This window comes from Oleiphilus sp. HI0067, from assembly GCF_001635735.1.
Genome location: NZ_LWFI01001558.1, coordinates 1 through 1,082, shown reverse-complemented (window position 1 = coordinate 1,082; position 1,082 = coordinate 1). Strand labels below are relative to the sequence as shown.

The following is a 1,082-nucleotide window of genomic DNA, read 5'->3' as shown; positions in this document are numbered from 1 at the left end:
TGTATGGCTCTGGCGGACGGTAAGCTCTGATTTCAGCAGCGACCTGACCAAGCTGTTGTTTATCAACGCCTTTAAGTACGATTTCAGTTTGTGAAGGCGCTTCAGCCTTAACACCTGATGGCAATTCGTACTCAACTGGGTGTGAGAAGCCCAAGTTTAAGTTCAATTTTTGACCTTGAACCTGAACACGGTAACCAACACCAATAAGCTGTAATTTTTTCTCGAAACCAGCAGTCACACCTACAACCATGTTGTTAACAAGTGCACGCGTTGTTCCTGACATCGCTCGAGAGAATTTGCTGCCATTTTTTGCAGCAAAAGTAAGTACTGAACCATCTTGAGTAATTTCTACAGCAGGGTTCACTTCCATAGAAAGTGTGCCTTTACCGCCTTTAACTTCAAGTTGGCCGTCAGCAAGCTTAACTTCAACACCAGAAGGAAGCTCAACTGGACTATTAGCAACTCTAGACATGCAAACCTCCCTTAGAATACTGTACAGATAACTTCGCCGCCGATACCCGCTTTACGAGCAGCACGGTCAGTCATCACGCCTTGAGAAGTAGAAACAATCGCAACACCTAGGCCGCCACGTACGCTCGGCAATTCAGCCGACGCTTTGTACTGACGAAGACCTGGGCGACTTGCGCGCTTGATCTCTTCGATTACAGGGCGTCCTTCAAAGTATCTAAGTTCTACAGAAACTTCTGCCTTAGTACCTTCAGTAACGGAGTAGTTTGCAATAAAACCTTCAGTCTTAAGAACTTCAAGAACAGAAAGCTTCATCTTTGAAGATGGCATAGAAACAACTTCTTTCTCAGCCATTTGTGCGTTACGAATACGCGTAAACATATCCGCAAGCGTATCTTGCATACTCATCGTATGTTCTCCTGTCATTTTAGTTGTGCAGCGCTACATAGATGTAGCGCTTACCAACACACCAAATATGTTGTGCTTACCAGCTAGCCTTTTTAAGGCCCGGCACATTACCAGCCATTCCTTCTTCACGCAACTTAATACGTGAAAGCTTGAACTTACGGTAAACGCCATGTGGACGTCCAGTAACCTGACAACGGTTACGAAGA

The 1,082-nt window shown here is 45.2% G+C and carries 2 protein-coding genes and 1 pseudogene; all 3 read right to left on the bottom strand.

Going from position 1 to position 1,082, the window contains the following annotated elements; translation table 11 throughout:
- A partial coding sequence (gene rplF, locus A3739_RS25470) for a 50S ribosomal protein L6 (protein ID WP_068503225.1) occupies positions 1 to 472 on the bottom strand: 472 nt, incomplete at its 3' end.
- Positions 473 to 483: 11 nt separating this feature from the next.
- Positions 484 to 876 carry a 30S ribosomal protein S8 gene (rpsH, locus tag A3739_RS25465; RefSeq protein ID WP_068475378.1) on the bottom strand — a complete coding sequence of 131 codons (393 nt, stop codon included), beginning with the start codon at positions 874 to 876 and terminating at the stop codon, positions 484 to 486.
- Between the two features lie 76 nt (positions 877 to 952).
- Positions 953 to 1,082, bottom strand: a pseudogene (locus A3739_RS25460) (30S ribosomal protein S14); the annotation flags it as partial.

What these genes read in the sequence shown, in the direction of transcription:
- rpsH (WP_068475378.1), bottom strand. Translation starts at nt 876, where the DNA reads ATGAGTATGCAAGATACGCTTGCGGATATGTTTACGCGTATTCGTAAC.